Raw genomic sequence first — 5,977 nt, forward strand, 5'->3', positions numbered from 1 at the left:
ACATTAAGTGACACAAAGTTGATTTTGTAACTGAAACTTTTTATATTTTACGAAGGGAGAATAGTGATTTATGTTTTCAATATTAGGTGCAGTATTATTTGGAGTTATAGCAATTATGACAGTTCTTGTTGCTTGCGGTCTGCCTTTGGGAGAATATACAGTGGGGGGACAACATAAAATCTTACCTAAGAAATTTAGACTTGCGGCAGTCATTTCGGTGGCTATTCAGATTTTTGCCATGATCATTATTTTGCAAGCCGGAGTCATAACATATTTTTCTTTCTTACTTTTTGAAATCATGTTCATAATCGTATTCAAGGATAGGTAAGCGGCAAAGAAGAAACAAATATATTTAGTAACCTTGAAAGACAGCCACAAGGGAATGAAACCTCCGGCTTGCAAAATAATGATCATGGCAAAAATCTGAATAGCCACCGAAATGACTGCCGCAAGTCTAAATTTCTTAGGTAAGATTTTATGTTGTCCCCCCACTGTATATTCTCCCAAAGGCAGACCGCAAGCAACAAGAACTGTCATAATTGCTATAACTCCAAATAATACTGCACCTAATATTGAAAACATAAATCACTATTCTCCCTTCGTAAAATATAAAAAGTTTCAGTTACAAAATCAACTTTGTGTCACTTAATGTTCCTATAAAATTATAAGAAATTCTTATCAAGTGTTCAAGTTTTATAGGTCTTTCTCAAGCTGGTCTGTTGATTTCCCTTTTCCTTTGTTCTTCCACCAATCGCTCAGGTTGACTATGGATTGAGCGGCGGAAGGGATGAGAAGGAGGACATAGATATAGACATACTGGCTCTTGGTTTCCCAGAAGAAGTGGAAGAGGCCGCCCCCTAATAGAAAGATGAAGGGATAGAGGTCAAAAGGCGTCAGTTTTTCCTCGGCGACGAAAAATTTATGCAGGATAAAGAAACAGGAGAGCAGATAGATACTAGCTAGCAGGGTCAAGAGCAGGAAATTAATAATCTGATAACCTTTTCTTTCCTCATAAATGCTGCGCAGGACAGCTGGCTTCATATATTGCTGGCGCTCAATCTGAGGTCCAGTCCAAATAGACTGAAAAGTCGGCTCAGTCCAGGTCGACTTGACCTTTTCGTAGAAGAATTTCAGCGCATAAGCAGGATGCTTACTGAAGTGAATCAAAATATCCTTCAAATCCCGAGTGGCCATTTCTGTAGCTAATTTTTCATCGTACTTATTGCGCTTAAGAATCTTGGTATTGTAGGCATCGTACCAGCCTCCCAAGGTCTGCCGATTGGGATCATCCCGCAGGCCCATAGTGATATAGGCTATTTTTGGGGTACCGACACCAATCTTGCCCCCAATCAGCTGCTCATAGTAGGCCGTCAGACCCTTGTTTGAAAGGACGATACTGGCTAAAATCAGGATGATAGCTAAGGGTTTCTTCCAAGACCATTTATAAAAGATGGACAGGAAGTAGACTCCAATCAGCATGATGGCAAAGATGATGTAGTTATTACGCAGGAGGCAGGCTAGACTGATACTGGCCGCTCCCAGCAAGGCATAGAGTAGGTTTTCTTTCTGGTCCAGCTTGATAAAAGCATAGAGACTGAGCAGACAGAAGAAGAGCCCGGGAATGGTACCGTAGACAAAGAGGATGAAAAAGAGTTGTGGTAGAAAGAGAAAGGTCAGCAGAATCGTGTATTTCTGAATCATTTCTCTGGCATTGAGCAGGGCAGTAATCTTGTAAATCAAGAAATGACTGAGTAAAGTCCAGCCGACATTCATGCTAAAGGCAAACTGAGTCGTCGGAGAAATAAAAGCATAAAGTCGCTCCAGAGTCATCAGTCCTAGCTGATGGGGATTGCGATACATGTAGCTTCCGACGGTTGTCAGCGAGCTGTAATCTCCTCGGTTGAAGGCCAGCGCTGCATTGAAAACGTGCTTGGCGTCAGCTCGGATGCGGCCATCGTAGGCCGTTATCAGAAAAATCGCTGCTGCTATAAAGAGGAAGGACAAAAACCAAAAAAGATGCTTGGTCTGAACCTTTTCCAACAGGGGCCGGATTAAAAAGAGGCTGAGGAGAAAAAGTAAGAGTATAGGGTAGAAATACCAAGGATTACTGACGAATTGGACCCCTTCAGCAATCCTTAAAGGGATGTAAGTATGGGACAGTAGAATCTGCCCAGACAGGAAAAGCAAGGCAATCGCAGTCATGGTCAGAATCAGGAAGTAGCCCAGGTTGAAGATGGTATTAGAAAATTGCTTCATGAGGACCTGACCTCCACCTTGACGAAATAGCGGTCTTCTCCCAGCTCAATCAGCTCGACTGGCTGGGGATAAAATCGATCCATGACCTCTTTTTGAAGTATGTCTACTTTAGGACCTTGGGCTATGATTTCGCCTTCTTTTAGGAGCAGGACATGATCCATAGCAGCAGTGATTTCCTCTACATGGTGAGTGACATAGAGGATGGTTGGAGCCTGGTCCATCTGCGTAATCTTACCGATCTGTTCCAGCAGGCGCTCGCGGGCAAAGAGATCCAGACCGCTGGTCGCTTCGTCTAAGATAAGCAATTCCGGCTTTTCCATGAGACTGCGCGCAATCAGCAAGAGCTGCTTTTCCCCTTGAGACAGACTGGCGTAGCTTCGGCCAATCAATTCTTGTCCGCCAATGTAAGCCAGCATTTCCCTAGCTTGGTTCAGCTCAGTATGCCCGTAAGAAGCGTAGAGAATACTGCTTTTATACTTGCCTGTCAGGACGATTTCTTCAGCAGTGAGATGGCTGGGCAGACGCTCAGCAATGAAGGAGCCGACTACTCCAATCCTAGTTCTCAGCTGAGGAATGTCGCCGGCACCAAATTCAGTACCGAGAACTGTTACCTTGCCCTGAGTCTTCCAATGTTCAGCCATGAGCAAGCGCAGAAGAGTAGACTTTCCAGAACCGTTGAGACCGAGAATAGCCCAATGTTCTCCCTTTTTCACTTGCCAGTTGAGATCTTTTAAGATGGTTCGGCCTTGTTTAGCCAAGCTTACATTTTCCAGTTTGATAATCTTTTCCATTTTTACTCTTTCTTTCGTTAAATCTCCTTTATTATAACAAAATTTATGGTAAAATAACTGATAGGAGGAGTCAAATGTTTCATAAAAGTAAGCTGATGTTTTGGACCAGTGAGGTCCTTTTGCTAACGATTATCTTCTTTATCTGGCGCCAGATGGGGGATATGATAACCCCGATTGTTAGCGTTGTGAATACCATCTTGATTCCCTTTCTTGTGGGAGGATTTCTTTACTATATTACGAATCCGCTGGTGAAATTTCTCCAGGAAAAGCTCAAAATCAACCGAATGATTGGGATTCTGATTACGCTCAGCCTTCTGTTTGGCTTGATTGCTTTGGGTGTTATTTACCTCTTGCCGATTTTGATTAATCAGCTGAGCAGCTTGATTAATTCCACACAAGGCCTTTATTGGGAAATTCAAAGTTTTGTCAATCAATTATCTAAAAATCCGCTCTTTCGGAATCTGAATATCCAGTCCACCATTCAGCAGCTCAACCTGTCTTATGTGGACATTCTGCAAAATATCCTCAACAGTGTGACCAACAGTCTGGGCAGCGTTCTGTCAGCAGTTGTCAATACGCTGATGATTTTGATTATGACGCCGATTTTCTTGGTTTACTTCCTCATGGACGGCCATAAGCTCCTACCCATGCTGGAGCGGACAGTCCTCAAGCGCGATAAGCTCAATATCTCTAGTTTGCTGACCAATCTCAATGCTACTGTTGCCCGTTATATCAGCGGGATTTCAATCGATGCCCTGATTATTGGCGCTCTGGCCTATATTGGCTATAGCGTGATTGGGCTCAAGTACGCTTTGGTCTTTGCTATTTTCTCCAGTCTGGCTAACCTGATTCCTTATGTAGGACCGAGTATCGGGTTGATTCCCATGGTCATTACGTATGCTTTTACCGATCCTCAGAAGATGGTGGCGGCCTTGATTTACATGCTGATTATCCAGCAGGTCGATGGCAATATCCTCTATCCCCGTATCGTTGGTGGTGTGATGAAGGTCCATCCTATTACCATCATGGTGCTCTTGCTCTTATCCAGCAATATCTATGGTGTGCTGGGGATGATTGTGGCAATCCCGACCTATTCTATCCTCAAGGAAATCGCCAAGTTCTTGGCTAATCTCTATGACAATCACAAGGAAGCCCAGCAACAGAAGAAGAACGAAGAGTTTGGTATTATTAATAAATAAGGATGAGTTTGGAATTCGATTGATTCCGGAGTCTCGATACCAGAAAATAAGACGGAAGGAAGGCCTTCCGTCTTATTTTCATTTCCTGTGCACTAAATTTAAAAATATGATATAATCAGATTTACTTATACATTTCGAGGAGAAAGAATCAATGGAAGACCCTGGCAGTCAGAATATTTTATGGCAAGCCTTACTACTGTTTATATTGACTTTGTTAAATGCCTTTTTCTCAGCTGCTGAGATGGCAATGGTATCGCTCAATCGGGCGCGTGTGGAGCAAAAGGCTGAAGAGGGTGATCTCAAGTATATCCGTCTCTTAGCTGTCTTAGAAAGCCCCAATAACTTCTTATCAACTATTCAGGTTGGGATTACAGTCATCAATATCCTGTCTGGGGCCAGCTTTGCGGATAATCTGGGAAAACTTTTCTCTTCTTGGATGGGAAATTCCGAAACAGCACGTGCTATTGGAACTTTCTTGGCTTTGGTCTTATTGACCTATATTTCTATTGTTTTGGGGGAGCTTTATCCTAAGCGCATTGCCATGAACCTGAAAGACAATCTAGCTGTGCGGGCTGCTCCGGTTATTATTTTTCTTGGCAAGATTGTCAGCCCCTTCGTTTGGTTGCTGTCAGCGTCGACTAATCTATTGAGTCGGATAACCCCGATGAAGTTTGATGATGCAGACGAAAAGATGACTCGGGATGAGATTGAATATATGCTGACCAATAGTGAGGAGACCTTAGATGCAGATGAGATTGAGATGCTACAGGGGATTTTCTCTCTGGATGAGCTGATGGCGCGTGAACTGATGGTGCCACGGACGGATGCCTTTATGGTGGACATTCAGGACGATACCAAAGAAATTATCGAAAGCATTCTCAAACAGAGCTTCTCGCGGATTCCCGTCTATGATGGGGATAAGGACAATGTCATCGGTCTGATTCATACCAAGCGACTGCTTAATGAAGGGTTCATCAATGGTTTTGACAATATAGTTCTGCGCAAGATTTTGCAGGAGCCACTCTTTGTACCAGAAACCATGTTTGTCGATGATTTGCTCAAGGAGCTGCGCAATACGCAAAATCAAATGGCGATTCTCTTGGATGAGTATGGAGGTATGGCTGGTCTGGTCACACTGGAAGATCTCTTGGAGGAGATTGTCGGTGAGATTGACGATGAGACTGACAAGGCTGAGATCGAAGTTCATGAAATTGGTGAGAATACTTATATCGTCTTGGGCACCATGACCCTCAATGACTTTAATGAATACTTTGAAGTTGAGATTGAAAGCGACGATGTGGATACGATTGCTGGTTATTACTTGACTTGTGTGGGGACTATCCCAGATCCGAAGGAACGCATTAGCTACGAAGTCGAAAGTCAGAATAAGCAACTCATTTTAACCAATGACAAGGTAAAAAATGGCCGTGTCACGAAGGTGAAAGTTGAAATTTCAGAACAAGTGGAAATCGATGAGGAAGCTAATAAATAGTTGACTCCTTGTAAAACAAACAGGCTTTCTTATAAAGAAGGTCTGTTTTTGGTTGCCGTAATAAGGCAGTTTGTTTCATTGAGTTAGAGATGATTCAATAGTAAAATTGCGGAAAAGGTTCTAGTTTTATGGTAAACTACATATAGAAAGACATGGTATTTTGTATGATGAAACGCGTGAGATCTATTCTTTTATCACTGATTTGCCTTTCTGTGCTTGTAATAGGAGGTAAATTTTAT

The 5,977-nt window shown here is 42.8% G+C and carries 5 protein-coding genes and 1 pseudogene; 3 read left to right on the top strand and 3 right to left on the bottom strand.

Translation table 11 applies throughout. The features are described 5' to 3' along the window. Window positions 1-70: 70 nt before the first annotated feature. A pseudogene (locus tag K4H96_RS04170) lies at window positions 71-262 on the top strand (hypothetical protein); the annotation flags it as partial. On the opposite strand, the gene K4H96_RS04175 reads toward K4H96_RS04170, so the two are convergent. The 3 genes from K4H96_RS04175 to K4H96_RS04185 all read right to left on the bottom strand — a co-directional run bounded on the left by K4H96_RS04175 (window position 226) and on the right by K4H96_RS04185 (window position 3,047). Continuing rightward, entirely contained in the window at window positions 226-582 is a 357-nt protein-coding gene (locus K4H96_RS04175; protein WP_227956364.1) for a hypothetical protein, read from the bottom strand. The pseudogene K4H96_RS04170 and the gene K4H96_RS04175 overlap by 37 nt on opposite strands. Window positions 583-693: 111 nt before the next feature. Next, complete coding sequence (locus K4H96_RS04180) at window positions 694-2,256, bottom strand: beta-carotene 15,15'-monooxygenase (protein ID WP_223337234.1); 1,563 nt, start codon at window positions 2,254-2,256, stop codon at window positions 694-696. Beyond that, window positions 2,253-3,047, bottom strand: a complete 795-nt coding sequence (locus K4H96_RS04185) for an ABC transporter ATP-binding protein (protein WP_223337232.1) — start codon at window positions 3,045-3,047, stop codon at window positions 2,253-2,255. The genes K4H96_RS04180 and K4H96_RS04185 overlap by 4 nt, the downstream gene beginning before the upstream one ends. Window positions 3,048-3,121: 74 nt before the next feature. Here K4H96_RS04185 and K4H96_RS04190 point away from each other — a divergent pair, with 74 nt between their 5' ends. Together K4H96_RS04190 and K4H96_RS04195 are read left to right on the top strand one after the other, a co-directional pair. Continuing rightward, window positions 3,122-4,246: an AI-2E family transporter gene (locus K4H96_RS04190; RefSeq protein WP_002897049.1), complete on the top strand. Its 1,125-nt coding sequence runs from the start codon at window positions 3,122-3,124 to the stop codon at window positions 4,244-4,246. 151 nt (window positions 4,247-4,397) lie between these two features. Beyond that, window positions 4,398-5,738, top strand: coding sequence for a hemolysin family protein (locus K4H96_RS04195; protein ID WP_125356683.1), 1,341 nt, complete (start codon window positions 4,398-4,400; stop codon window positions 5,736-5,738). Window positions 5,739-5,977: the final 239 nt, after the last annotated feature.

Source organism: Streptococcus sanguinis (assembly GCF_020729765.1).
GTDB lineage: Bacteria > Bacillota > Bacilli > Lactobacillales > Streptococcaceae > Streptococcus > Streptococcus sanguinis_Q.